The 26,081-nt window shown below is 63.5% G+C and carries 24 protein-coding genes and 1 pseudogene; 16 read left to right on the top strand and 9 right to left on the bottom strand.

The window, feature by feature from the left end; all coding sequences use genetic code 11:
* Positions 1-54 precede the first annotated feature (54 nt).
* From uvrC to K323_RS0109685, 9 genes are all read left to right on the top strand, one after another.
* A complete protein-coding gene (gene uvrC / locus K323_RS0109725; protein WP_022885095.1) occupies positions 55-1,968 on the top strand; it encodes an excinuclease ABC subunit UvrC in 1,914 nt (637 codons plus the stop codon).
* A gap of 61 nt (positions 1,969-2,029) precedes the next feature.
* On the top strand, positions 2,030-2,905 hold the full coding sequence (rapZ, locus tag K323_RS0109720; protein ID WP_022885094.1) for an RNase adapter RapZ: 876 nt from the start codon (positions 2,030-2,032) through the stop codon (positions 2,903-2,905).
* A gap of 41 nt (positions 2,906-2,946) precedes the next feature.
* The gene (whiA, locus tag K323_RS0109715) at positions 2,947-3,927 is read left to right on the top strand and encodes a DNA-binding protein WhiA (protein ID WP_026851486.1); all 981 of its coding nucleotides are present in this window, start codon (positions 2,947-2,949) and stop codon (positions 3,925-3,927) included.
* Between the two features lie 128 nt (positions 3,928-4,055).
* Positions 4,056-4,682, top strand: a complete 627-nt coding sequence (locus K323_RS0109710) for a superoxide dismutase (RefSeq protein ID WP_022885092.1) — start codon at positions 4,056-4,058, stop codon at positions 4,680-4,682.
* Between the two features lie 121 nt (positions 4,683-4,803).
* On the top strand, positions 4,804-5,811 hold the full coding sequence (gap, locus tag K323_RS0109705; RefSeq protein ID WP_022885091.1) for a type I glyceraldehyde-3-phosphate dehydrogenase: 1,008 nt from the start codon (positions 4,804-4,806) through the stop codon (positions 5,809-5,811).
* A gap of 12 nt (positions 5,812-5,823) precedes the next feature.
* Positions 5,824-7,038 (top strand): phosphoglycerate kinase, encoded by a 1,215-nt coding sequence (locus tag K323_RS0109700; RefSeq protein WP_022885090.1) that lies wholly within the window; start codon positions 5,824-5,826, stop codon positions 7,036-7,038.
* Positions 7,029-7,823 (top strand): triose-phosphate isomerase, encoded by a 795-nt coding sequence (gene tpiA / locus K323_RS0109695; protein ID WP_022885089.1) that lies wholly within the window; start codon positions 7,029-7,031, stop codon positions 7,821-7,823. Before K323_RS0109700 ends, tpiA begins: the two co-directional genes overlap by 10 nt.
* A 158-nt stretch (positions 7,824-7,981) precedes the next feature.
* Entirely contained in the window at positions 7,982-8,233 is a 252-nt protein-coding gene (gene secG / locus K323_RS0109690; RefSeq protein ID WP_022885088.1) for a preprotein translocase subunit SecG, read from the top strand.
* Between the two features lie 69 nt (positions 8,234-8,302).
* On the top strand, positions 8,303-8,671 hold the full coding sequence (locus tag K323_RS0109685) for an RNA polymerase-binding protein RbpA (RefSeq protein WP_026851485.1): 369 nt from the start codon (positions 8,303-8,305) through the stop codon (positions 8,669-8,671).
* 57 nt (positions 8,672-8,728) lie between these two features.
* Here K323_RS0109685 and pgl read toward each other — a convergent pair whose 3' ends face one another.
* The 7 genes from pgl to K323_RS0109650 all read right to left on the bottom strand — a co-directional run bounded on the left by pgl (position 8,729) and on the right by K323_RS0109650 (position 18,062).
* A complete protein-coding gene (gene pgl, locus K323_RS0109680; protein ID WP_022885086.1) occupies positions 8,729-9,499 on the bottom strand; it encodes a 6-phosphogluconolactonase in 771 nt (256 codons plus the stop codon).
* Positions 9,496-10,467 (bottom strand): glucose-6-phosphate dehydrogenase assembly protein OpcA, encoded by a 972-nt coding sequence (locus tag K323_RS0109675; protein WP_022885085.1) that lies wholly within the window; start codon positions 10,465-10,467, stop codon positions 9,496-9,498. Before K323_RS0109675 ends, pgl begins: the two co-directional genes overlap by 4 nt.
* Positions 10,464-12,005: a glucose-6-phosphate dehydrogenase gene (gene zwf, locus K323_RS0109670; protein ID WP_022885084.1), complete on the bottom strand. Its 1,542-nt coding sequence runs from the start codon at positions 12,003-12,005 to the stop codon at positions 10,464-10,466. Before zwf ends, K323_RS0109675 begins: the two co-directional genes overlap by 4 nt.
* 47 nt (positions 12,006-12,052) lie before the next feature.
* Positions 12,053-13,660 carry a glucose-6-phosphate isomerase gene (locus K323_RS0109665; RefSeq protein WP_022885083.1) on the bottom strand — a complete coding sequence of 536 codons (1,608 nt, stop codon included), beginning with the start codon at positions 13,658-13,660 and terminating at the stop codon, positions 12,053-12,055.
* A gap of 2 nt (positions 13,661-13,662) precedes the next feature.
* The gene (gene tal / locus K323_RS0109660; RefSeq protein ID WP_022885082.1) at positions 13,663-14,784 is read right to left on the bottom strand and encodes a transaldolase; all 1,122 of its coding nucleotides are present in this window, start codon (positions 14,782-14,784) and stop codon (positions 13,663-13,665) included.
* Positions 14,785-14,814: 30 nt separating this feature from the next.
* A complete protein-coding gene (gene tkt / locus K323_RS0109655; protein ID WP_022885081.1) occupies positions 14,815-16,908 on the bottom strand; it encodes a transketolase in 2,094 nt (697 codons plus the stop codon).
* A gap of 209 nt (positions 16,909-17,117) precedes the next feature.
* Positions 17,118-18,062, bottom strand: a complete 945-nt coding sequence (locus K323_RS0109650; protein WP_022885080.1) for a COX15/CtaA family protein — start codon at positions 18,060-18,062, stop codon at positions 17,118-17,120.
* A 296-nt stretch (positions 18,063-18,358) separates the two neighbouring features.
* Between K323_RS0109650 and sufB the strand changes: the two genes are divergently transcribed.
* From sufB to K323_RS0109625, 5 genes are read left to right on the top strand one after another with little or no spacing between them, the layout of a single operon-like run.
* The gene (gene sufB / locus K323_RS0109645; protein ID WP_022885079.1) at positions 18,359-19,777 is read left to right on the top strand and encodes a Fe-S cluster assembly protein SufB; all 1,419 of its coding nucleotides are present in this window, start codon (positions 18,359-18,361) and stop codon (positions 19,775-19,777) included.
* Entirely contained in the window at positions 19,777-20,988 is a 1,212-nt protein-coding gene (sufD, locus tag K323_RS0109640; protein ID WP_022885078.1) for a Fe-S cluster assembly protein SufD, read from the top strand. The genes sufB and sufD overlap by 1 nt, the downstream gene beginning before the upstream one ends.
* A 2-nt stretch (positions 20,989-20,990) precedes the next feature.
* Positions 20,991-21,317, top strand: a complete 327-nt coding sequence (locus tag K323_RS0109635) for a non-heme iron oxygenase ferredoxin subunit (RefSeq protein ID WP_022885077.1) — start codon at positions 20,991-20,993, stop codon at positions 21,315-21,317.
* 56 nt (positions 21,318-21,373) lie between these two features.
* A complete protein-coding gene (sufC, locus tag K323_RS0109630) occupies positions 21,374-22,138 on the top strand; it encodes a Fe-S cluster assembly ATPase SufC (protein ID WP_022885076.1) in 765 nt (254 codons plus the stop codon).
* A gap of 4 nt (positions 22,139-22,142) precedes the next feature.
* Positions 22,143-22,472, top strand: a complete 330-nt coding sequence (locus K323_RS0109625) for a metal-sulfur cluster assembly factor (RefSeq protein WP_022885075.1) — start codon at positions 22,143-22,145, stop codon at positions 22,470-22,472.
* Here the strand turns inward: K323_RS0109625 and K323_RS30435 are convergent, their stop codons facing one another.
* Both K323_RS30435 and K323_RS30865 read right to left on the bottom strand, forming a co-directional pair.
* Positions 22,473-23,042 carry an NAD(P)-binding domain-containing protein gene (locus tag K323_RS30435; protein ID WP_245570961.1) on the bottom strand — a complete coding sequence of 190 codons (570 nt, stop codon included), beginning with the start codon at positions 23,040-23,042 and terminating at the stop codon, positions 22,473-22,475.
* Positions 23,043-23,175: 133 nt separating this feature from the next.
* A pseudogene (locus tag K323_RS30865) lies at positions 23,176-23,589 on the bottom strand (NAD(P)-binding domain-containing protein); the annotation flags it as partial.
* Between the two features lie 79 nt (positions 23,590-23,668).
* Here K323_RS30865 and K323_RS0109615 point away from each other — a divergent pair.
* Positions 23,669-24,298: a TetR/AcrR family transcriptional regulator gene (locus K323_RS0109615; RefSeq protein WP_022885074.1), complete on the top strand. Its 630-nt coding sequence runs from the start codon at positions 23,669-23,671 to the stop codon at positions 24,296-24,298.
* Between the two features lie 118 nt (positions 24,299-24,416).
* Positions 24,417-26,015, top strand: a complete 1,599-nt coding sequence (locus K323_RS0109610; protein ID WP_022885073.1) for an ABC-F family ATP-binding cassette domain-containing protein — start codon at positions 24,417-24,419, stop codon at positions 26,013-26,015.
* Positions 26,016-26,081 lie beyond the last annotated feature (66 nt).

Here is a 26,081-nt window from a genome sequence, read left to right as displayed (position 1 = left end):
TGCCGGCTGACCTCTGCTGGCTGACCTCTGCCGAGACGCTAATCTGGAAGACCGATGTCTGACGCCTTGAGCTACCGCCCGAAAGCGGGCGAGATCCCGACCAGTCCGGGGGTGTACCGCTTTAGCGACGAGACCGGGAGGGTACTCTACGTCGGCAAGGCGAAGAATCTCCGTGCGCGGCTGAGCAACTATTTTGCGCCGCTGGCGAGCCTGCACGAGCGAACCAGGCGAATGGTCACCACGGCCACCGGTGTCGAGTGGACAACGGTCGGCACAGAGGTTGAGGCCCTTCAACTCGAATGGACCTGGATCAACGAGTTCGATCCGCCTTTCAATGTGCAGTTCAAGGACGACAAGTCCTATCCGTACCTCGCGGTCACCCTCGCTGACGAGGCGCCGCGGGCCCTCGTGACGCGCACAACCGGCATCCGTGGCGCTCGATATTTCGGGCCATATCCGAAGGTCTGGGCCGTTCACGAGACCATCGACCTGATGTTGAAGGCGTTTCCGATCAGGACCTGCTCCAACGCGAACTACAAGCGCGCCATGCAGAGCGGGAAACCGTGTTTCGCGAGCCAGATCGGTCGCTGCTTCGGCCCGTGCTCGCAGAAGGTCACCATCGAAGACCATCGCGCAGTCGTCACGCAGTTCGTGAGTTTCATGGCCAGCCAGGACCGCACGCTCATCAACACTCTCACCGCCCAGATGAAGACTGCCGCCACGTCCCAGGACTACGAGCTCGCTGCCAGGCGTCGTGACCAGATCGTGGCTTTGAACGCCGTCCTTGAGAAGAGCGCCGTGGTCTTGCGAGACACCGTCGACATCGACCTCTACGGTATCGAGCAAGACGAACTGGCCGCCGCCGTGCAACTGTTCATCGTTCGCGGCGGACGCATCAGGGGGGTGCGCAGCTGGATGGTCGACAAAGAGCTCGACCTGTCGACAGGGGAACTCATCGACTCGGTGATGCGCACCGCATATGACGGGGACGCCAGACCGCCCCGAGAGATCATCGTGCCAGAGCTCCCGGACGATGCCGAAGCAATGGAGATCTGGCTCGGCGGCCTCGCTGATCGCAAGGTGCGCCTGGTTGCCGCCAGGCGTGGGGAGAAGGCCGCGCTTCTTGAGACGGCGACGCAGAACGCGCGCCACGCCCTGATGCTCTACAAGACGCGGCGCAGCTCAGACTTCGTCGCCAGGTCGAAAGCGCTGGAGGACATCCAGGAAGCTCTCGAGATGCCACAGGCACCACTGCGGATGGAATGCTACGACGTCTCCCATCTGGCGGGAACCAACATTGTGGCGTCGATGGTCGTCTTTGAAGACGGGCTGCCGCGAAAGGACGAATACCGCAGGTTCAGCATCCCAGAATCCACTGATGACACCGATTCCATCTACCGCACCCTCATGCGCAGGCTCGCCTACCTGTCGCCGGATACCGACGATGCCATGGATGCCACGGATGCCGGATCATCGGCAGCAGAGGATCCGGCATCCGTTCTCGCCAGCGAGGGGGAGGCCAAACGGAAGAAGTTCCGGTACAGCCCCAACCTGCTCATCGTCGACGGCGGGCAGCCGCAGGTCGCAGCAGCGGCCAGGGCCATCGCTGACTCAGGGGTGACCGGGATCGCACTCTGTGGAATCGCCAAACGACTCGAAGAGATCTGGCTTCCAGACTCCGACTATCCGGTAATCCTGCCCAGGAACAGCGATGCGCTGTTCCTGTTCCAGCGCATTCGCGATGAGGCTCACCGTTTTGCCATCACCCACCAGCGCGCCAGGCGCAAGCGCGACATCACGACGGTGCTCGCTGAGATTCCCGGTCTCGGCCCGTCGAGGGTGAAGGTGCTCTTGCGTCATTTCGGGTCCGTTGCTCGTCTCAAGGAGGCGACGCCGGCGTCGATCGCCGAAGTTCGCGGGATCGGCGAGGGCCTCGCGGTCACCATCCACGAGCATTTGCGCGCCTGAACAGCAAAGCCTCGGTAGGCTGGAACAACCGGCGAACCACGAATGAAGGCACGAACCGAAAATGACGACCGACAACGAGAAGCAAGAGATGCTGATCGTCACTGGGATGTCCGGAGCCGGCCGCTCCACCGTCGCCAACGCGCTGGAAGATCTGGGCTGGTATGTCGTTGACAATCTCCCTCCCCAGATGCTGCGGCCGCTCGTCGAACTGGTGGAGCGGGCAGGAAACACGCTTCCGAAGATCGCTGCGGTTGTCGACATCCGTGGCCGAACGTTCTTCAGTGACTTCCAGGAGATCGTGCAGTCATTGCGCAGCGGCACGCAGGTGCGTGTCCTGTTCCTCGAGGCGACCGACGACGTTCTCGTTCGGCGATTCGAGTCGGTGAGGCGCCCGCATCCGCTACAGGGTGACGGGACGCTGCTCGACGGAATCTCCGCCGAACGCGGACGATTGCGCGCAGTGCGCGAGTCGAGCGATGTGGTCATCGACACGTCTGACTTCAACATCCACCAGCTCGCCACCACGATCACAGACACCTTCGCCGACGAGGACGAGCCCGGCGTGCACGTGACCGTCATGAGCTTCGGCTTCAAGTACGGCCTGCCGACGGATGTCGACATGGTTGCGGACATCCGTTTCCTGCCTAACCCCTTCTGGATTCCAGAGCTGCGCCCCTTCACCGGCGAAGACCGCGCAGTCAGTGAGTTCGTCCTTGCCCAGGAAGGAGCGCGCGAGTTCATCGACGCCTACGCCGCTTCCCTGGTGCCCGTACTCGCCGGCTACCAGCGCGAGAACAAGCGCCATGCGACCATCGCAATAGGCTGCACGGGAGGCAAACACCGTTCCGTGGCCATGGCGCGTGAGATCGCCTCTCGCATCAGAGACCTGCCCGGCGTTGCGGTCAGCATCAAGCACCGCGACCTCGGGCGTGAATAGACATGCTCCGAACTGGGCAGGACGAAAGAATGGATACCCGATTGGCACTGACCATCGACGTCAAAGACGAACTCACTCGCGTTGAAGTCGCGAAGACGACCGTCCGCGCAGCGGAGCTGGCAACGATCCTCCGGTTCTCCGGTGGCCTGCATGTCATCTCGAACCGGATCGCCATCGAATCCGAACTCGACACCGCGGAACTCGCCAGGCGCGTGCGCAAAGACCTCGCTGAGCTGTACGGCGTCCGCAGTGACCAGACGCTCACCCCGGCATCCGCGGCTCGCCGCTCCAGTCGCTACCTGGTTCGAGTGGTCGAAGGGGGAGAGACGCTCGCCAGGCAGACGGGCCTCCTCGATGCGAGGCGCCGACCCATCCGGGGGCTTCCGAACCGGCTGACCACCGGCTCAAAGGAGGAGATCGCGGCCGTCTGGCGTGGAGCCTTCCTGGCCAGCGGAACGCTCACCGATCCCGGTCGCTCAGCGGCACTGGAGATCACCTGTCCTGGCAATGAGGCCGCTATGGCCCTGGTCGGTGCGGCAGGTCGGCTCGGGGTGGCTGCGAAGGCACGGGAGGTGCGCGGCGTCCATCGCGTTGTCATTCGTGACGGCGACGCCATCAGTTCGATGCTGGTACAGATGGGAGCGACGGATGCCGTGCGCGGTTGGGAGGAACTCCGGCAGCGCCGCGAGGTCCGTGCCACCGCCAACCGCCTGGTGAACTTCGACGACGCCAACCTGCGCCGTTCAGCGCAGGCGGCGGTTGCCGCCTGCGCCAGGGTGGAGCGCGCCATGGAGATTCTCGGCCCTGACATCCCGAAGCACCTGCGGTATGCGGGCGAGCTGAGGCTGAACTGGCGCGATTCCAGCCTTGACGAGCTCGGGCACCACGCCGAGCCGCCGATGACGAAGGATGCCATTGCGGGACGAATCAGGAGACTGCTCGCGATGGCAGACAAGAAGGCCTCAGATCTTGGCATTCCCGGCACCGACGCGAACCTTCCGCCAGACCTCGATGATGTGTGAACTGGGCCAGCGGGAAGCATCCGGGAGACGCGCCGGTTGACCTGAGTAGACTGAAAAGGTCGCTCACAACGCCGGTTGCCTGCTCGGAAAAGAGTGGCGGCGCCGACAGAATACAGAGGAGATTAGCAATGGCTGAATACACCCTGCCAGACCTGGCCTACGATTACTCGGCGCTCGAGCCGAGCATCAGCGGTGCCATCATGGAGCTTCACCACGGTAAGCATCATCAGGCGTATGTGACGGGGGCGAACACCGCGCTCGTCCAGCTCGCTGAGGCACGCGACAGTGGCAACCTCGCGAACGTCAACAAGCTGGAGAAAGACCTCGCCTTCAACCTCGGCGGTCACGTCAACCACTCAGTGTTCTGGACCAACATGTCCCCGGACGGCGGCGACAAGCCGACAGGTGAGTTGGCTGCGGCGATCGACGAACACTTCGGTTCGTTCGACAAGTTCCAGGCGCACTTCACCGCTGCCGCTCTCGGCGTGCAGGGTTCTGGCTGGGCCGTCCTGGCCTGGGACTCCATCGGGCAGCGGCTTCTGATCCAGCAGTTCTTCGACCAGCAGTCGAACTTTGCGGCGGGGATCGTTCCCGTCCTGATGCTGGACGTCTGGGAGCACGCGTACTACCTCGACTACAAGAATGTGCGTGCAGACTACGTCAAGGCGTTCTGGAACATCGTCAACTGGGGCAACGTGGAGAAGCGCTTCACCACCGCACGTGAGAAGACAGACGGCCTGCTGCTACTGTCGTAGCGTGACGTGTCCCCGGACGCGTCCGGGGACACCGCCGTCCGGTCTGTTTCATTCCACAGCAGCCACCACCGTGTACACCCAACAACCGCGCCGTCGGCGCCCTCAGTAACAGGAGCTATTTGTGTCCGTAAAGATCGGAATCAACGGATTCGGCCGAATCGGCCGTAACTACTTCCGGGCCGCACTGGCCAAAGGCAGCGATCTCGAGATCGTCGCGGTCAACGACCTGACAGACAACAAGGCGCTGGCCCACCTGCTCAAGTACGACTCGATCACCGGACGTCTGGACGCCACCGTCGAGCTTGAAGGCGACAACATCATCGTCAACGGCAAGCCGATCCGTGTGCTCGAAGAGCGCGACCCGGCCAAACTTCCGTGGGCCGACCTCGGCGTTGACATCGTCATCGAGTCGACCGGCCGGTTCACCAAGGCTGAAGACGCCCGCAAGCACATCGAGGCCGGTGCGAAGAAGGTCATCGTGTCTGCTCCCGCTTCTGGCGACAACGTCTCCACCCTCGTTCTCGGCGTCAACGAGGACAGCTACGACCCGGCCGTCCACGACATCATCTCCAACGCGTCGTGCACGACCAACTGCCTCGCCCCGCTCGCCAAGGTGTTCATGGACAACTTCGGCATCGAGCGTGGCCTGATGACCACCGTCCACGCGTACACCGCGGACCAGAACCTGCAGGACGGGCCGCACAGCGACCTGCGCCGTGCCCGCGCAGCAGCCGAGAACGTCATCCCGACCTCCACCGGTGCCGCCAAGGCACTCGGCCTGGTTATTCCGGAGCTCGTCGGAAAGCTCGACGGCTACGCGCTTCGTGTCCCGGTGATCACCGGTTCGATCACCGATCTCACGGTCACCGCATCGCGCCAGGTCACGGTCGAAGAAGTCAACGCCGCGTACAAGGCAGCTGCTGACGGGCCGCTCAAGGGCATCCTCAGCTACACGGAAGACCCGATCGTCTCCAGTGACATCGTCGGAGACCCACACTCCGCCATCTTCGACGCAGGCATCACCAAGGTGATCGGCGACCAGGTCAAGGTCGCAGCGTGGTACGACAACGAGTGGGGCTACTCCAACCGTCTCGTCGACATCACCGAGTTCGTCGCAGAGCGCCTCTAACCGGGCCCGGCAGTGACGCTCCGCACCACAGAGTCACTTGGCTCGCTCACGGGCAAACGAGTCATCGTCCGCTGTGACCTGAACGTTCCCCTCAAGGGCGACACGATCACGGACGACGGCCGGGTGCGGGCGTCTCTGCCCACGCTGAAGGCGCTGATCTCCCAGGGAGCCCGCGTGGTCGTGGTCTCACACCTCGGGAGGCCAGACGGAACACCGAAGCCCGAGTTCAGTCTCGCTCCGGTTGCCGCCAGGCTTGGCGAACTTCTCGAGCAGGACGTCGCCTTCGCGACGGACACTGTGGGCGACGCCGCGACGGATGCCGTCGGACGGCTGTCAGACGGCGACGTCGTCGTCCTGGAGAATCTGCGCTTCAACGCGGGGGAGACCAGCAAAGACGACGAGGAGCGTGGCGCATTCGCTTCACAGCTTGCCGCTCTCGGCGACGTCATGGTGTCTGACGGATTTGGCGTCGTGCACCGGAAACAGGCGAGCGTCTACGACCTCGCCGCGCTCCTGCCAAGCGCGGCCGGCTTGCTGATCACCACCGAGCTGGATGTGCTCGATCGCCTCACCGAGAAGCCGGAGGCGCCGTACACCGTCGTTCTCGGCGGCTCGAAGGTCTCCGACAAACTCGGTGTCATCGCGCACCTGTTGCCGCGGGTTGATTCGCTGCTGATCGGTGGAGGAATGGTGTTCACCTTCCTCGCCGCCCAGGGACACAAGGTCGGGGCGAGCCTGCTCGAGTCCGATCAGCTGGACACCGTTCGCGGCTATCTTGCCGACGCCGAAGAGCGCGGCGTGAAGATCGTGCTCCCGACGGACATCGTCGTCGCCTCAAAATTCGCAGGAGACGCCGAGTACGTCACGACACCGGCAGACGCCATCGAAGACACTGCGTTCGGCGCGAAAGGCCTCGGTCTCGATATCGGACCCGACAGCGCTGCGGTGTTCGCAGACGTCATCCGCTCGTCGAAGACCGTGTTCTGGAACGGCCCGATGGGCGTCTTCGAGCTCGAACCGTTTGCAGAGGGAACTCGCACCGTCGCCGAGGCGCTCACCCACGTCGACGGTCTCAGCGTCGTCGGCGGTGGCGACTCAGCCGCTGCAGTGCGCATCCTCGGCTTCACAGACGACCAATTCGGTCACATTTCTACCGGCGGCGGCGCCAGCCTCGAGTTTCTCGAGGGTAAACGTCTGCCAGGACTGGAGGTCCTCGGATGGCAGTAACACCTGCTCGCACCCCGCTCATCGCCGGCAACTGGAAGATGAACCTCGATCATCTTCAGGCGATCGCGTTTGTGCAGAAGCTCGCCTGGAGCCTGAAGGACGCTGACCATGACTTCGCCACTGTCGAGGTCGCAGTCTTCCCGCCGTTCACCGACCTGCGCAGCGTGCAGACCCTGGTGGCCGCCGACAAGCTGCCGCTCGCGTACGGCGCACAAGACGTCTCGGAACACGACTCCGGCGCGTATACCGGGGAGATCTCCGGTGCATTCCTTTCTCAACTCGAATGCCAGTACGTGATCATCGGCCACTCCGAGCGGCGCACCCTGCACGGCGAGAGCGACGAGGTCGTAGCAGCCAAGGTCGCAGCGGCATTGAAGCATAACCTGGTACCGGTCATCTGCGTGGGGGAGAGCGCGGAAGACCTCGAACTGCACGGCCAGGCTGCGGTTCCCGTGGCACAACTGCGAACCGCACTCGCCGGGCTCGGGAGCGCCGCGGACATCGTCGTGGCCTACGAACCGGTCTGGGCGATCGGGTCAGGTCAGGCCGCAACTCCCGACCAGGCCGAACAGGTCGCTCTACAATTGCGTGCGGTGATTGCCGACAGCCTCGGCCAGGATGTCGCGGCCAAGACCCGCATCCTCTACGGCGGCTCAGTGAAATCGGGCAACATCGCCGGTTTCATGCGGGAGCCCAACGTTGACGGTGCCCTCGTCGGCGGCGCCAGCCTCGACATCACCGAGTTCTCCAGCATCATCCGCTACCAGAAGCACGTTGGCCTCTAGCTCGCATCGGCCGCCGAACCGGGTGCGAACCTCCGTTCGCCGCCCGGTCAGGCTATGATTGTCAATGGTCTTGGTGGGCCCGTGGCGCCCATCGCCTTCTGAAAGCCGCCACGTTTGTGAAGACGCACTCGAGTGAGCGCGTCCGTGAAAGGTTGTCCGTGGAGATTCTCCAGGTTGTATTGCAGGTCCTGCTCGGCACTACGAGCCTCCTGCTCACGTTGCTCATTCTGCTGCACAAGGGCCGCGGCGGTGGCCTCTCCGACATGTTCGGAGGCGGCACGACCTCGAATCTCGGCGCGTCCGGTGTCGCCGAACGCAACCTCAACCGCATCACGGTCATACTCGGTCTGCTCTGGGTCGCGTGCATCGTGGTACTCGGACTGATCACCAAATTCGACACCGGCGCGTAGCCGGGCACGACAAGCCGTACGTACGGCTGACGTCTTCAAGCTCACGTCTTTTCAAGCGGAGGAAACACAATGGCATCTGGTGGAAGCGCAATCCGGGGTTCGCGAGTCGGAGCGGGCCCGATGGGCGAACAGGACCGTGGATTCCACGCGGACCGCATCAAGGTGTCCTACTGGGACGCGCTCGGCAACGAAACCGTCAGGTACTTTGCAGCGAACCTCCCAGACGAAGAGATCCCAGAAACGATCGATTCCCCGCAGTCGGGCCTGCCGGCCGGTCGTGACCAGGAGAACCCGCCCTCGGTGGCGAAACTCGAGCCGTACAAGACGCACCTCGCTTACGTGAAGGAACGCCGCACAGAGGAAGAGGCCGAGTCCCTTCTCGAAGAAGCACTTCAGCAGCTGCGGGCACGCCGCGGAAAGCTTTCTGCCACGAACTGAGGAACTGAGCCGGCCTGAACTGAGCTGGTCCCGGAAGGACCTTGCGCCCTGCGGGCTTCAGTAGTTGGGCGCGATGAGGTTCTCCGGAACCTCGGCAGCCGCATCCCTGTCGACGAAGAAGACCGTTCGGCGCCGGCCCTTGATGCCGGCGACAGGAACTTCATCCCTGCTTGCGCCCGCAAGGGCGAGTCCGAGCGCTGAGGCCTTGTCGGAGCCGGCAAGGACCAACCAGACCCGCTCAGAGCTGTTCAACACCGGCCTGGTCAGGCTGAGACGTTCCGGTGGGGGCTTCGGCGAGTTCCTGACCCCAATGACCGACGCATCCGTTTCCCTGATTCCTGCCTGGTGTGGGAACAGCGATGCGATATGCCCGTCTGGACCAACGCCGAGGAACGTGATGTCGAAACGGGGGAGGGTCTGGCCGGATGCCGCGTGGTCTGCCAGCTCCCTGGAGTACTGCTCCGCGGCCGAGTCGAGTTCGATCCCGTCGTCTGACGCGGCAAACGCGTGAATGTTCTCGGTCGGAACATCGATGTGGTCGAGGAGTGCCTGCCTGGCCTGCAACTCGTTACGTTCCGCGTCCTGGCGGGGAAGCCAGCGTTCGTCACCCCACCAGAAGCTGACCTTCGACCATTCGACGGTGTCCCTGGCCGATGATTCGTTGATGGCCGCGAGCACGGCGATGCCCACAGATCCGCCGGTAAGGACGACGGTCGCCTCACCGGACTCATGCAGGATGTCGACAGTTTTTGTGATGAAGCGAGCGGCGACCGATCCGGCGAGCGCCTGCTTGTCCGGGTGCACCAGGACACGTCGTTCATTCGTCACGCTTGTACTCCTGCCTGTTCTGCGACCGCTTCGTCCAGCCCTGGTACGCCGCGGGTGATGACTTCACCGTACAGCTCATCGGGGTCGAGGCGACGCAATTCGTCTGACAGGCAATCCCGGAGGCTTCTCCGCTTGAGGGTGAGATCCTGCGTCGGCTGTCCTGGCTGGGCGAGCGTGGCAATGTCGGGGACATCGCGCTCGAGTGAGATCACGCCGGACGCACGGGTCAGGTGAACACCGCGGATGCCGTTGGCGAGAGGGCCGCGCGTGAGCTCGTAGTCGACGGTGACCTGCAACTGCAACTGCAGCCAGGCGGCAAGAAGAGTCGTGGACGGCGAGTCCGCCGCACCGGCGACCTGCACGGCGGTGACGCTCTCGTACGGCGGCTGATCGAGCACGGCGGCCAGCTGTGCACGCCACAGGGTCAGCCTGGTCCAGGCGAAGTCCGTGTCGCCAGGATGGTAGCTGGAACACAGGCGATGGAGTGCAGCCTGTGGATCCGGCTGTGCCGAGGCATCCGTGATGCGTCGATAGGCGATCCTGCCCAGAGGCGACTCTGCAGGCACCTCTGGTGCGACACCTGGCCACCAGGCCACCACGGGTGCGTCGGGAAGCAGGAGACCCGTGACCAGGCTCTCCGGGTCGCTCGCGGCGTCTCCGTAAGCACGAAGGACGATGACCTCGCTGGCTCCGGCATCTCCGCCGACCCTGATTTCTGCATCCACCCTCGGTTCGCGTTTCTCAGCGCCTGAACCGGGTGCTGATTCCGTCGAGACAACGATGACGCGCATCGGATGCTCGCGCGAGGCGTCGTTCGCGGCTTCGATGGCCTCCTCTTCGTGGCCGAGGGTGGCAGCGATCACGAGGGTCAGAACTCGACCCAGCGCAACGGCCCCGCCTTCTTCCCGCAGTCTGACAAGGGCCTTAGACACCTTCGAGGTCGTGGTGTCGGGCAGGTCGACGATCATGGACGCCTCCAGGTTCGGCCATCACGGGCGAGCAGTTCCTCTGCGGAGTCTGGCCCCCAGGTTCCGGGGCGGTAGTGCTCCGGTTGACCCTGGGTCGCCCAGAATTCCTCGATCGGATCAAGGATCTTCCACGACAGTTCGACTTCCTCGTGGCGAGGAAAGAGCGGGGGATCTCCCAGCAGCACGTCAAGGATCAGGCGTTCATAGGCCTCAGGGCTGGCCTCAGTGAAGGCATGGCCGTAACCGAAGTCCATGGTGACATCGCGCACCTGCATCCCGACTCCTGGGACCTTCGAGCCGAACCTGATCGTCACCCCTTCGTCTGGCTGCACCCGGATCACCAGGGCGTTCTGCCCGAGTTCGGCGGTCTGACTTTCTGCAAACAGGTATTGCGGAGCGCGCTTAAATACCACCGCGATCTCCGTCACGCGCCTGCCGAGCCGTTTTCCCGCCCGCAGGTAGAAAGGCACACCTGCCCACCGCCTGGTGTCGACCGTGAGCCGGATGGCCGCGTAGGTCTCCGTGACGGATTCCGGGTTCATCCCGTCTTCGTCGAGGAAACCCAGGACCTTCTCGCCGCCCTGCCAGCCACCGGAGTACTGGCCACGGGCGGTGCCGGTCGACAGGTCGTCCGGAAGCCGAACTGAAGCAAGAACCTTCTCTTTCTCAGTGCGGAGGTCCGCGGCATCGAACGAGATCGGTTCTTCCATTGCGGTCAGGGCGAGCAACTGCAGGAGGTGATTCTGGATGACGTCGCGCGCGGCGCCGATACCGTCGTAATAACCGGCGCGGCCACCGACTCCGATGTCCTCCGCCATGGTGATCTGCACGTGGTCGACCGAGTTGGCGTTCCAGATCGGCTCGTAAAGCTGATTGGCGAAGCGGAGGGCGAGGATGTTCTGGACCGTCTCTTTGCCGAGATAATGGTCGATCCGGAAGACCGAGTCTGCGGGGAACACCGATTCGACGACGCTGTTCAGTTCGCGTGCCGTCTTCAGGTCACTTCCGAAGGGCTTCTCGATGACAACGCGGCGCCACTGGCCTTCCGTCTGCTCTGCCAGCCCTGAGCGCCGAAGCTGCTCTGTCACCTCGGGGAACGCCTTCGGCGGAATCGACAGGTAGAACGCATGGTTGCCCATGGTGCCGCGTTCGCGGTCGAGGGCGTCGAGCGTCTCCTTCAAGGTCTCGAACGAAGCATCGTCGTCGAAGGTTCCAGATACAAAACGGATGCCCTCTGCGAGCTGGGCCCAGACGTCCTCATGGAACTCCGTGCGCGCATACTCCTTGACGGCTTCGTGAACGACCTCCATGAAGTCCTGGTCGTCCCAATCGCGCCTGGCGAATCCGACCAGTGCGAAGCCGGGCGGAAGCAGGCCGCGATTGGCCAGGTCGTAGACCGCCGGCATGAGTTTCTTGCGTGACAGGTCACCCGTCACGCCGAAGATGACGAGGCTCGACGGTCCGGCGATGCGATTGAGGCGGTAGTCGGACGGTGAACGCAATGGATTGGATTCCGAGGTGATTTCCACCGGGGACATGCGGCTCCTTCTGGTTGGAACGCTGCTGTGAGGGCGACCTGGTCAGATCAGCGCAATGCGCCCACGAGCGTTGTGACGCCCTTCGCTGGATCGGTGAGGGTCAGCGTGAGCACCGGTCGCCCGTGCTCCGCAAGTACGCTGGCGTCACCGCTGGCCTGCGCCTGGATGAGTTCTCCGAACGTGAATGGACGATCGGGGATATCAAGGTCCTCCGCCGGAGTGGCGAGGATCTGCAGGAAGACGCCGGTCGCAGGGCCACCCTTGTGGAACTGTCCGGTGGAGTGCAGGAACCGCGGTCCCCAGCCGAACGTGACCGGGCGCTTGGAGAGCGTGGCCAGGAGCCCACGCACCTGCAGGAGCTCAGGCAGCGCAAGGCGATCGACATAAGCCTGTACAGACACGTATCCGTCTGGCCCGAGTTCTTCCAGCAGCGCGTCGATGGCCGATGCCAGGTCGCTGGCTGCGCCGATCACGTGGGGCGTTCCGCGCACCTCGATACCGTCGGACACGAATGCGGCCGGTTCAGGCTCCGGTCGCTCATCGAGCAAGCCACGCGTGGCCACCTTGGCCGACTCGACGTCTGGCTGGTCGAACGGATTGATTCCGAGCAACCGCCCGGCGACGGCGACGGCATACTCCCAGACCAGAAGCTGTGCACCGAGAGTGCCACTGACACGGATCTCGTCGCGATCGGCGTGAGTGTCGAAGATATGCTCGCCAGCGTCGTCGACAACACGAACGAGCTGAAGGTCTGGCAGGTTTTCGGAGAGTTCGGGTGCGTCGGTCTCAAGCACGACGGGAAGGATCCCTGTGCCGAGCTTTCCGGTGGACTCTGCAATGAGCTGCTCGGCCCAGTCCGCGAATCCCACAATGTGGGTGCCATCCGCAACTATCGCCAGCTTGTCCCTGCGCGGCACGGTAGCAGCGATCGCGGCCCCGAGCACGAGGCCCGGGTTCTCTGGGGAGTCGACGGCGAGAGCAACGGAGATCGACTCGGCTTCATCGAGTAGCTCGCCGATGTCGGCGCCGGCAAGGCCGGACGGCACCAGACCGAATGCCGTGAGCGCAGAATAGCGTCCGCCGACCGTCGGGTCGGCAGTGAACACCTGGTAGCCGGCCTCCGTCGCCGACGCTTCCAGCGGAGAGCCGGGATCGGTGACGACGATGATGCGCTCTGCAGGATCGATCCCCGCCTCGCGGAAGGCGCGCTCGAACACGCGACGCTGGCTGTCGGTCTCCACCGTCGACCCGGATTTAGACGACACCACAAGCGCCGTCGACTCCAGACGATCGTGCAGTGCCGCGAGTACCTGGCCTGGGGCTGTTGCGTCGAGCACGGTGAGTTCAACACCGGCCGTCTGCGTGATGACCTCGGGGGCCAGCGATGAGCCTCCCATTCCAGCAAGTGCGATGTGTGTGACACCGGCGGCAGCGAGTTTCTCCCGCAGCGCGATGACAGGGGCGACCAGCGGACGCGAGATGGCAACTGCTTCTGTCCAGCCGAGGCGTTTCGAGGCCTCGGATTCTGCGTCAGGGCCCCACAGTGCGGCATCCAGCGCGGTGATACCGGAGGCGACCAGATCGTCGACCAGTGTCGGCACACTGGTGCGTACGGCATCGGCCGCCGCACCGCTGACGGAGATTCGGAAGCTCATCGTTATGCCTTGACCGCGGCGGACTCGAGTGCGTTGGTCACCGTGTCGAGCAGTTCGCCCCAGGAGACGATGAACTTCGCCACTCCCTCTGACTCGAGCAGGTCGGTGACCTCGGTGTACGAGACACCCTGCGCGGCCAATGCGTCGAGAACGGCGTTCGCCTCGTCGTAGGTGCCGGTGACGGAGTCCGTCGGGATGACCCCGTGGTCCAGCGTGGCTTCCATGGTCTTCTCCGGCATGGTGTTCACCACTTCGGGGGCGACCAGGTTGGTCACATAGAGCGTGTCGGGCAGGCTCGCATCTTTGACACCGGTCGATGCCCACAACGGACGCTGCTTGTTTGCACCGGCTGCGAGGAGTCCCTTGGCCCGCTCGGAGTCGAATGCCTGCTCGTAGACCTGGTAGGCCAGCTGGGCATTGGCGATCCCCGCCTTGCTCTTAAGCGCAAGTGCCTCGTCGGTTCCGATGGCGACAAGACGCTTGTCGATCTCAGTATCAACCCGGGAGACGAAGAACGAAGCGACGGAGTGAATGGTCGACAGGTCGATGCCGGCTTCCCTGGCCTTCTCCAGCCCGCTGAGGTACGCGTTGATGACCTGACGGTGACGCTCCAGACTGAAGATCAGTGTCACGTTCACGCTGATACCGACGGCGGTGGCCTCGGTGATCGCGACCAGACCTTCCACCGTGGCGGGGATCTTCACCATGGCGTTGGGCCGGTCGACCTTCGCCCACAACTGCTTCGCCTGGGCCACGGTGCCTGCCGCATCGTGCGCCAGACCTGGCTCGACCTCGATCGACACGCGCCCGTCGACACCGTTGGTGCGGTCGTATACGGGTCGGAAGAGGTCGCTGGCCGCTGCCACGTCATCCGTCGTGATCTCGAACACCGCATCGTGGGTGCTGGTGCCGGCTGCGGCGAGTTTCGCAACCTGCTCTGCGTAGGCTTCGCCCTTGCTGAGCGCGCCGGCGAAGATCGTCGGGTTGGTGGTGACACCGACCACGTTCTTCTCATCGATGAGCTTCTGCAGGCCACCCGATGCGATGCGCTGGCGCGACAGGTCGTCAAGCCAGATACTGACGCCCGCAGCTGAGAGCTGGGCGAGGGGAGTTGTTTCAGTCATTGTGTCTGTCTCCTAGTGCTTATGCTGCGCTCAGAGCGCGGCGAGCGATTCCTTGGCGGCAGCCACAACGGCTTCCGTCGTGATTCCGAACTCGCGGAACAGGGTCTTGTAGTCCGCCGATGCACCGAAGTGCTCGATCGAGACACTGCGACCGCTGTCGCCGACATAGCTCTTCCATGTCAACGCGATTCCTGCCTCAACCGATACCCGAGCCTTGACGCCGGACGGGAGAACCGATTCGCGGTACTCGGCGCTCTGCTCCTCGAACCACTCCAGGCAGGGAACAGAGACGACGCGGGCGTTGATGCCATCCGCCTTCAGTTCGTCTCGTGCCGCCAGGGCGAGCTGCACCTCTGAGCCCGTTCCGATCAGGATCACGTCGGGACTTCCGCCTGCGGCCTCTGCGAGCACGTATGCGCCCCTCGAGGTGTTCTCAGCCGAGGCGAGCGTGTCTCCGGATGCCGCGCCGTCGCCTCGGGCGAATACGGGGATGTTCTGCCTGGTGAGCGCGATTCCGGCCGGACCGCCCCGGCGTTCGAGGATGGTCTTCCAGGCCCAGGCGACCTCATTGGCGTCGCCGGGCCGCACCACATCGAGCCCGGGGATCGCGCGAAGCGAGGCGAGCTGCTCGATCGGCTGGTGGGTCGGTCCGTCTTCACCGAGCGCGACGGAGTCGTGTGTCCAGACGAAGATTGATGGCGCCTTCATCAGGGCGGCAAGTCGAACGGCCGGGCGCATGTAGTCACTGAAGATCAGGAAGGTACCACCGAACGGCCGGGTGTTGCCGTGCAGCACGATTCCGTTGAGAATCGCGGCCATCGCGTGCTCACGGATGCCGAAGTGCAGGACGCGGCCGTACTTGTTGCCTGACCACTCGTGGGTGGAGTGCTCTTCGGGAACGAACGACGCGGCACCGGTCAGCGTGGTGTTGTTCGACTCCGCGAGGTCGGCAGAGCCGCCCCACAGCTCGGGGATGACAGGACCGAGCGCGTTCAGCACTTTGCCTGACGCTGCGCGGGTCGACATCTCCGTGCCGCCTTCGAACACCGGGAGTGCGGCATCGACGCCGTCTGGCAGGTCGCCGGAGAGGATGCGGTCGAGGAGGACCTTGCGCTCTGGATTGGCATTCGCCCAGGCGTCGAACTGTACATTCCACTCTGCGTGCGCGGCCGCGCCGCGCTCCAGTGCCTTGCGGGTGTGGTCGATGACCTCTTCCGCGACCTCGAATGTCTGGTTCGGGTCGAAACCGAGGATCTCCTTGACCGCGGCAAGCTCGTCGGCACCGAGCGCGGAGCCGTGGATCTTGCCGGTGTTCTGCTTCTTCGGGCTTGGCCAGCCGATGATCGTCTTCAGGATGATCATCGATGGCTTGTCGGTGACCGCCTTGGCCGCTTCGATGGCTGCGTGGAGTTCCTGCACATCTTCGGAATAGACGCCGGTCTTCTTCCAGTCGACGACCAGGACATGCCAGTGGTACGCCTCATAGCGTGCTTTGACGTCCTCGGTGAAAGCGATGTCGGTGTCGTCTTCGATCGAGATCTGGTTGCTGTCGTAGATCGCGACGAGGTTGCCGAGCTGCTGGTGACCGGCAAGCGACGACGCTTCGCTCGAGATGCCTTCTTCCAGATCGCCGTCGCTGACGATGACGTAAACGAAGTGGTCGAACGGGCTGGTGCCTGCGGCCGCATCCGGGTCGAACAGTCCGCGCTCAAATCGGCTCGCATAGGCGAAGCCGACCGCGGAGGAGATGCCCTGCCCGAGCGGTCCGGTGGTGATCTCGACGCCGTCGGTGTGGCCGTATTCCGGGTGCCCTGGAGTCTTCGAACCCCAGGTGCGGAGCTGTTTGAGGTCTTCGAGTTCCAGGCCATAGCCGCCGAAGTACAACTGCACGTACTGGGTCAGCGAGCTGTGGCCGGCTGACAGGACGAATCGGTCGCGTCCGATCCAGGTGTTGTCTGACGGGTCACGACGCATCACCTTCTGGAAGAGCAGGTAGGCGGCGGGAGCCAGGCTCATGGCAGTTCCCGGATGACCGTTTCCGACCTTCTCAACCGCATCTGCGGCAAGAATGCGCGCCGTGTCTACCGCTTGATTGTCGATGGATTCCCACTGCAGTGCTGCCACTTGTTATGACCCTTTCGAATACCAGAGGGCAGGTGTCACAACCCGCTCCCACTAGAGGTGTAGCGCGCCCATTGACATCATCGGCTTCACGATCGGCCGGCGGTACCCACCCGGGTGGGCAGCAGCGTCAGTCACGCGATTGGCGAGCGTTCCCAGTATAGGCAACCGGGACCGGCTGGTGTCGTCTCGTGACATGGATCGCGCGGAGCTCAGCCGGCGGCGTGCTCGCGTTCCGCGACAATGATGGTTGCGACATCCCTGGTGTTGGCCGGCACCTTCAGATGCGCAATGAGCGCGGTCATCGCTGATACCAGGATGCAGGCCAGGACCATGTGGATACCGACCAGGAACGGTGGTAGCCCGGTATTCGACTGAACGAGCCCGACCAGAATCTGTACGAGTTCGACCACGAGCAGAACACCCGCCCAGGTACGCGCGGGGAGTTTCAGCACGAGGGCGCCGACAACCAGCGTCAGAGTGAGTGCAAGCGTTGCGTAGGCGGGCCAGCTGTGCACGTGCTGCAGGAACTCAGGGTCGAGGCCGTTGCGCGGGGCATCCGCGTCACCCGCGTGCGGCCCGGAACCAGTCGTCAGGATGCCGGCACAGATCGTCAGCAGCACTAAGAAGGCGGTGACGTATGCCAGGGCGCCGAACCACCGTGGGGCCGCCGCCGTTCGTGGGCGCGCCGAGGTGTGAGTGCGATAGACGAAGACCGTGCACAGCACGACGAGCCCAATCGAGTCAACGAAGTGCAATCCGACGACGTACGGGTTCAACTGGGTCCACACGGTGATCCCGCCGATCAGGCCCTGGAGGGGGATTCCAAGACCGGCGAGCAGCGTCAGCCAGAACAGGTCAGGTCGGCTACGTCGTAGGCGGAGAACCAGGATGAAGGCCGCGATCGCCAGGAGTCCGAGGGCGACACCCAGCAACCGGTTACCGAACTCGATGATGCCGTGGATGCCCATCTCCGGAGTGTTGACGAGCGAGTCTGCTGTGCACTGGGGCCACGTCGGACAGCCGAGCCCAGACTGGGTGAGGCGCACCAGGCCACCGGTCCCGACCAGAAGGATCTGCGCTGCCAGGTACACCCAGGCGACCACCCGCACCCTGCTGTCAACGTGGCCGGGCAACCACCCGTAGATTCTCTTCACCGGTCATGCTCTCTCTTGATCGTGCCGTGCTGGATCGTGCCAAGATTCACCCTGCTCATGGGGCAAACACTCAGCCGCCGCTCTACTATTCGCGCTCACTGGCTGTAGAATGAAGTGTTTCATGGATTAGTCGCGCAGCCCCACTCTCGACCAGGGGCGGCGGAAGGACTAAACCTCAGGTTCGCAACGTAGCCGTCCTCGCAACCCGTTTCCGGTACAGGGTCTCCCTTGTGGAGGCATGTCCGGGAATGACCGGACTGATATCCGGGTTGTTGAGGGTGGGAGAAGAGGTATTGATGTCGGACGTATTGCTTGACCGCCCCGAACTGAACAGCCTGGGGGTGTACGAGTTCGGCTGGTCCGACTCCGACGCTGCCGGGGCATCCGCCAAACGTGGAATCTCGCCAGAAGTCGTGGCCGACATCTCCCGTTTGAAGAATGAACCTGAGTGGATGCTCAAGCGCCGTCTCAAGGCACATCAGTTGTTCGAGCGCAAGCCGATGCCCACCTGGGGCGCAGACCTCTCTGACATCGACTTCGACAACATCAAGTACTTCGTTCGTTCGACCGAAAAGCAGGCCCAGACCTGGGAAGACCTGCCGGACGACATTAAGAACACCTACGAGAAGCTCGGCATCCCGGAGGCAGAGCGTTCCCGCCTGGTCGCCGGAGTCACGGCCCAGTACGAATCCGAAGTGGTCTACCACCAGATTCGCGAAGACCTGACCGCCCAGGGCGTCATCTTCACCGACACCGACACCGCCCTCCGCGAGCATCCTGAGTTCTTCGAGGAGTACTTCGGAACCGTCATCCCGAGCGGCGACAACAAGTTCGCTGCGCTGAACACGGCCGCCTGGTCCGGCGGGTCGTTCGTCTATATTCCGCCCGGCGTGCACGTCGAGATCCCCCTGCAGGCCTACTTCCGGATCAACACCGAAAACATGGGTCAGTTCGAGCGCACCCTGATCATCGCCGACGAAGGCAGCTACGTGCACTACATCGAGGGCTGCACTGCCCCGATCTACACGTCAGATTCCCTGCACTCCGCCGTCGTGGAGATTGTGGTCAAGAAGAACGCCCGCGTTCGGTACACCACGATCCAGAATTGGTCGAACAACGTCTACAACCTCGTCACCAAGCGTGCGACGGCTGCAGAGGGCGCCACCATGGAGTGGGTGGACGGGAACATCGGGTCCAAGGTGACCATGAAATACCCGTCGATCTACCTGATGGGGGAGCACTCGAAGGGTGAGACGCTGTCTGTGGCGTTCGCCGGCCCCGGCCAGCATCAGGACGCGGGCGCCAAGATGGTGCACATGGCGCCGTACACCCAGTCGTCAATCGTCTCGAAGTCGATCGCTCGGGGCGGCGGCCGGTCGGGCTATCGAGGCGAGGTACGCATTGACGCGACAGCGCACCATTCGTCGAACTCGGTCATCTGTGACGCGCTATTGGTCGACACTCAGTCGCGCTCCGATACCTACCCCTCCATCGACATCCGAGTCGACGATGTGAAGCTCGGCCACGAAGCCACGGTCTCCAAGGTCAGTGAAGAGCAGCTCTTCTATCTGATGAGCCGCGGCCTGCCAGAGACCGAGGCGATGGCGATGATTGTGCGTGGCTTCATCGAACCGATCGCCAGGGAACTCCCAATGGAGTACGCCCTCGAACTCAACAAGCTCATCGAAATGGGCATGGAAGGATCCGTCGGTTGATGTCCGTCGCCCCTGCAGTTATGAACACCGCTTCGACAGCTCTACCCACAGCCGAACAGCACGGAATCAAGGAACACTCAGATGGGCGCTTCGGCTTCGTGCCGGTGCAGACCAGGTCCGAACGGTTCAAGAGTTTTGAGGTCGCCGATTTCGGACCTGTCACCGGTCGCGAAGCGGTCTGGAAACTTTCGCCGGTATCCCGGTTCACCGACCTCACCTCCGGGGAACTAGACGGCACCCCGTACGACGTGTCGTGGGAGCCCGCCTCCGGCATCGATGTCGCCTGGGTGCCCAGGGATGACGCCAGGGTCGGTTCGGCCGGTGCCCCGGAGGAGCGAGCCGCCGCCAACGCCTGGACCGCATTCGAAAAGGCACTTGCCATTACCGTCAGCGGTGAGGAGCCGAAGGAGTTCACCCTCACCAGGGCACTACTCGGTGCTGCCGCGCGCGGGGCCCACGTTCTCATCGAAGCGAAGCCCTTCAGCCAGGCGGTCGTGATACTGGAGAACGTCGGCGATGCCCGACTGAGTGAGAACGTCGAGATCATCCTTGGTGAGTCCGCGAACCTCACCGTCGTCTCGCTGCAGGAGTGGGATGACACGGCCGTGCACTTGGCGAACCATTTCGCGTCCGTCGGACGGGACGCACGCCTCAAGCACGTGGTGGTCTCGCTCGGTGGCAGCATCGTGCGCGTCAACCCGTCGATCCATCTGGTCGGCGCTGGTTCCGATATCGAAGCGCTTGGGCTGTACTTCGCCGACGCCGGGCAACACCTTGAACAGCAGGTCTACATCAACCACGACGCTCCGCACAGCCGCAGCCGGGTGACCTACAAGGGCGCGCTGCAGGGCGACGGCGCGCGCACGGTCTGGATCGGCGATGTGCTGATCGGACCCAAGGCGGCTGGTACAGACAGCTACGAGCAGAACCGCAACCTCGTTCTCACCGAGGGCACTCGCGCGGATTCGATCCCCAACCTGGAGATCGAGACCGGAGACATCCTGGGGGCCGGGCACGCGAGCGCAACGGGTCGCTTTGACGACGAGCAGTTGTTCTACCTGCAGTCACGCGGTATCCCCGAAGAGGAAGCGCGGCGACTCGTCGTGCGGGGGTTCCTGACAGAGATCGTGCAGAAGATCGGGTTGCCAATTCTCGAGGAACGTCTCCAGGGGGCCATCGAAGCCGAGCTTCGCGGATCGGACGGCGAGTAGCCATGGCCTCCACCAGAGTCTGTGCCTTCGACGAGCTCGAACCGAACCAGGCGGTCCGCGTCGAGATCGGCGACATCCCGATCGCTTTGGTGCGGGACGCCGCAGGCGACGTGTTCGCCATCGGTGACACCTGCACGCACGGCGATATTTCGCTCTCCGAGGGGTTCGTCGAGAATGACACGCTCGAATGCTGGGCGCACGGCTCGATGTTTTCCCTTCGAACCGGCAAACCGCTCACCCTGCCGGCCTATGAGCCCGTGCCGGTGTATCAGGTCGATCTCATTGACGGCGACGTGTACATCGACCCCTCCATCATCCTCGCCGTCTAGGCCAGAATTCGCGGGCGCCCGGCGCGGCGCCGCACAAACGAAAGAGATACCAGTTCATGTCCGTCCTTGAAATCAAAGACCTACACGTCACTGTCGAGACCGACCAGGGCGTCAAGCAGATCCTCCGTGGCGTCGACCTCGTCATCAACGAAGACGAGATCCACGCGATCATGGGGCCGAACGGCTCAGGTAAGTCCACTCTTGCCTATACGATCGCCGGCCACCCGAAGTACCACGTTGAGAGCGGGTCGATCCTCCTCGACGGTGCAGAGGTGCTGACCATGACGGTGGACGAGCGCGCACGCGCTGGCCTGTTCCTGGCCATGCAGTACCCGGTCGAGATCCCCGGCGTCACCGTCACCAACTTCCTGCGCACCGCCAAGACCGCCATCGACGGTGAAGCACCGGCCATTCGCGGTTGGGTGAAAGACGTTCGGGAGTCGATGTCCAACTTGCGGATGGACAAGGCCTTCGCTGAGCGGAACGTCAACGAGGGATTCTCCGGTGGTGAGAAGAAGCGCAATGAGATCCTCCAGCTCGAACTGCTGAAGCCACGGTTCGCTGTTCTCGACGAGACCGACTCTGGGCTCGACGTCGACGCGCTGAAGATCGTGTCGGAAGGCGTCAACCGCGCGAAGGCCGAGACCGGCCTCGGAATCGTACTGATCACCCACTACACACGCATCCTCCGCTATATCAAGCCGGATTTCGTGCACGTATTCGTGAACGGACGCATCGCAGAACAGGGCGGCCACGAGCTGGCCGACCGTCTCGAAGATGAAGGTTACGATCGCTATCTTGAAGGTACGAACGTAGGCTAGGGATATGGCTTCCACACTCGCTCCGGCGCGCTTCGACGAGATCGAAGAGGCGCTCAAAGATGTCATGGACCCCGAGCTCGGCATCAATGTCGTCGACTTGGGCCTGATCTACGATCTCGGCTGGGATGACGAGAATGACGCGTTGATCATCCACATGACATTGACGTCGGCGGGTTGCCCGCTGACAGACGTCATCGAGGAACAGACGGCGCAGGCGCTGGACGGCGTTGTCGACCAGTTCCGGATCAACTGGGTCTGGATGCCGCCGTGGGGTCCGGAGAAGATCACCGACGACGGCCGCGACATGATGCGGGCGCTCGGCTTCGCGATCTGACTAGGTGTGCGCAATCGCGGTTTGCGCAATGAGGTTCGCGACGTACGCGGCATCGCGTCCGACACCGCCGATCAGGCCTGACGTCAGTGCGTACTGGAATGGGATGCCGGCGAAGTAGAGTCCTGGCGACGACGCCGACACCCCGCGGTCGTGCAGCGGCCACCCGAGGGAATCGGTTTCCAGTCCTGTGATCCACTGATAGTCCGGCCGGTATCCGGTTGCCCAAATGATGGTCTGGGCGCCGATCTGACTGCCATCCGCCAGCGTCGGAAGACCGGATTCGACCCGGTCGATGCGGGGGAGCAGTGCTGCCCCCGCGTTGCTGAGCTGCTTCATTGAGATTCTGATCAGGGGTGCCCCACGGCGGTGGAAGCCGGCAGCCGCCTTTCTCCCGGGGAGAGTACTCGTGGTGAGCACCGAATCGACGAACCACCAGTAGAGGGCACCCGCCCGCTCCAGGACCACGTTCGGAACGTGGACCGTCGGCCGTCCCGCCAGGGTGACACGGTGGAAGCCGTCGTTGGCGAGCTCCAGTGCGATCTCGGCGCCCGACGTGCCCGCACCGACCACCAGAACGTCTCCGGGGGGGCACCAGGGTGGGATTTGTGTAGTCAGAGGAGTGCAACAATTGACGGATGCTGCTGTCGATTGCACCCGCGAACGGTGGCAGGTGAGGGAGCGCGTTGGTTCCGGTGGCGACCACCACCTGCCGTGCGCTGATCCGGCCTCGATCCGTTTCCAGCGTCCAGCGCCCGCGGGCCGGCGTCAGGCCGAGGGCGCACTCGTTCAACCGCACGGTGATGGCCAGAGCGGCGGCGTATTCCTCCAGGTACGACGCAATCTCGTCCTTCGACGGGAAGGTGCCTCGTGCAGCAGGAAACGGAACTCCGGGCAGCCCGTCGTGTTCAGCCGGAGTAAAGGCGATGAGTGAGTCCCAGCGGCCCCGCCAGGACTCTCCGATTCGTCTGGCAGCATCGACGACCAGGTGGTCTATCCCGCGCGTGGACAATTCCCGTGCCACGGCCAAGCCCGCCTGCCCGGCACCGACGACGACAGCATCGGTCTTCACAGTCGTCCCAGTTGGGCCTGTCTCAATCGGGCCCGAATCTGCTCGCATGATCGCTCCGCCCGCCCGGCGATTCGGCCGGCTGCGGATTAGAATACGCTTCTACTGACTAGAACGCTATGCTAAATGTGTGAGCAAGCCGCAGAACTCCGCGTCGATCAGACGGCAGTTCCAATCTGCGCGCACCAGGTCGGATGTCGTTGAGGCGGCGGAACGTCTCCTGCTCGCGCACGGTTACGTCGCCACATCGATCGGCATGATTGCGGCGGAGGCGAACGTTGCCGTGCAAACCATCTACAACACGGTCGGAAACAAGGCTGCGGTTCTTTCGGCTGTACTCGACCTGACCGCCGCCGGGCGCGGGGCGCCTGCACTGGTCCCCGAGATCATGCGCGAGCGGGTTGCGTCAGCCGAATCCGCCCGAGACGTCATCACCATCCTTGCGGACTGGTTCGTGGAAGTGAACGAACGTACAGCAGCGATCAATCTGGTCATCGCCGAGGCGGCCGTGGTCGACGCCGGTGTCGCGGCGCTCGAAAAGCGGCGAGCGGCGCAGCGCCTGCACAACTACGGGGAAGCGGCCGCAGCACTGCGGCACAGGCGTGGGTTGCGTTCCGGAATGAGCGATCACGAAGCCGCAGCGGCCATCTGGACCATTGGGCATCCGCAGGTCTATCGCTCGCTCGTCGGCGACATCGGCTGGCCGATCGACGCGTACCGCGAATGGCTCGGTTTCTTCCTCGGTTCTGCCCTGGCCTGATCTGCACAGTCCTGATCTGCACTGGCCTGATCGGGCGAAAAGACTCGCGCGAGCAATATACTGGAAAGCTGGTCCAGTCGGACCGTCACCTCCCACGTTCCCCGAATGGACTATTGCTGTGCTCAGTGTGCAAGATCTCGAGATCCGAGTCGGAGCGCGCGTGCTCATGGAGGGAGTCAGTTTCCGTGTCTCCGCCGGCGACAAGATCGGCCTGGTGGGAAGGAACGGCGCCGGCAAGACGACGCTGACCAAAACCCTCGCCGGAGAGACTCCACCGACAGACGGCACGATCGAACGCTCCGGCGCCATCGGCTACTTGCCGCAGGATCCGCGTTCCGGTGACCCGGAGATGCTCGCGCGCACCCGCATCCTGGACGCCAGGGGACTCGGCACCATCGCGCTCGGCATGGTCCGTTCCAGCGTCGACATGGCCAGCGACGATGATGAGACGAGCGCGAAGGCGATGCGCACCTACGGCACGCTGACCGATGAGTTCAACGCGCTCGGCGGCTATGCGGCCGAGGCGGAAGCTGCATCGATCGCGAGCAACCTCAATCTTCCGGATCGAATCCTCGACCAGCCACTCAAGACGCTCTCTGGCGGACAGCGCCGGCGCATCGAACTCGCCCGCATCCTGTTCTCCGACGCTGAGACGATGATCCTGGACGAGCCCACCAACCACCTCGACGCCGATTCCGTCACCTGGCTCAGGGAGTTCGTCAAGAACTACCGCGGCGGCTGCATCATCATCAGCCACGACATCCAGCTCGTCGGTGAAACCGTCAACCGGGTCTTCTACCTTGACGCCAACCGCACGGTCATCGATATCTACAACATGAACTGGAAGAACTACCAGCGGCAGCGTGTCGCAGACGAAGACCGTCGGAGGAAAGAACGCACCAACGTCGAGAAGAAGGCCTCAACGCTGCAGCTCCAGGCAGCGAAGTTCGGGGCGAAGGCCAGCAAGGCGGCCGCAGCGCACCAGATGGTGGCGCGTGCCGAGAAGATGCTGTCTGGCCTCGAGGAGGTTCGTGCCGTCGACCGGGTCGCAAAGCTTCGCTTCCCTGAGCCGGCACCGTGCGGGCGAACGCCACTCATGGCCAGCGACCTGTCGCGCAGTTATGGTTCGCTGGAGATATTCACAGCCGTCGATCTCGCCATCGACCGGGGATCCAAGGTTGTCGTGCTCGGCCTGAACGGCGCGGGCAAGACAACCCTCCTTCGCATTCTGGCGGGCGTTGACAAGCCGGACACCGGCCAGATCGAGCCGGGCCATGGCTTGCGAATCGGCTACTACGCGCAGGAACACGAGACCATCGACGTCAAGCGAAGTGTGCTGCAAAACATGGTGTCGTCTTCGCCGAACATCACCGAGATGGAGGCCAGACGGGTGCTCGGCTCCTTCCTGTTCACCGGAGACGACTCGCACAAGCTTGCCGGCGTGCTCTCTGGCGGAGAGAAGACCCGCCTTGCGCTGGCCATGATCGTCGTGTCCGGTGCGAACGTGCTACTCCTCGACGAACCGACGAACAACCTTGACCCGGCCAGTCGCGAGGAGATTCTCGATGCCCTTGCGCACTATGCGGGCGCGGTTGTCCTGGTCAGCCACGACGAGGGCGCAGTGCAGGCGCTCAACCCGGAGCGGGTACTCATCCTGCCTGATGGTGTCGAGGACCACTGGAACAAGGACTACCTGGATCTGATCGCCCTGGCTTGATGTTACTGGCCTGATGGCATCGGCCTGATCAGACGCGCATCCACTGTGACCTTTCCGGTCGAGAGT

It is taken from the genome of Glaciibacter superstes DSM 21135, assembly GCF_000421145.1.
Taxonomy (GTDB): Bacteria; Actinomycetota; Actinomycetes; order Actinomycetales; family Microbacteriaceae; genus Cryobacterium; species Cryobacterium superstes.
The sequence above is the reverse complement of the archived record's forward strand: the minus strand, read 5'-3'. Positions and strand labels throughout refer to the sequence as shown.